At 43.0% G+C, this 551-nt stretch carries 1 pseudogene; it reads left to right on the top strand.

Features of this window, described 5'->3' with window-relative positions:
- Window positions 1–195: 195 nt before the first annotated feature.
- Window positions 196–551: pseudogene (locus R7190_RS29815) on the top strand (hypothetical protein); the annotation flags it as partial.

Genomic DNA, 551 nt, shown 5'->3' with positions numbered 1-551 from the left:
AAATGCGTCATAAACTTTCCGAGTGGTTTTGTGTACCCGTGGGTAGGTTTGATGCTGAAAATGGCTTACAGAGCGTTTGAGGGGCTTCTAAATGGTGTTTTTGATAGTGAAGTTGCCTATTTAACATATGACCAATATTACGCACCTTTAAGAGTTGTTATGATGTCATCACGTTAATTGAGGTTAGGTGAACGGATGCCACACAATTTTTTAGATCGAAAGAAAAAACCTTTGAGCTCTTCTGGCGGAGGCTATAAGCCACTCCATGAAGAAGAATCATTAAGAAAACCACAAGCTCGAGAAGAAACAGTTAGAGAGCGAGCAGCCCGCCAACGTCGAGAGCGTCAAGCTGAATTGACGTATACCCAAGAAGATTACGCCCGTTGGGAACGAAATCGAAAAAGGAGACAGCTAGAGGTCGAAGCTCAAAAGGCGATTGAAGAATTATTAATTTTTCTTCCCGCATTGGATCTGGAAACTTCGGTTCACAGCCAAGCGGTAAAAGAATTTAGCGAAGCGTTCGATGTTATCTTGAAAGGGTACAACGGGGG

Source organism: Vibrio sp. 1078-1 (genome assembly GCF_033340475.1).
Note: the sequence above shows the minus strand (reverse complement) of the source record. Positions and strands in the feature narration are given on the sequence as shown.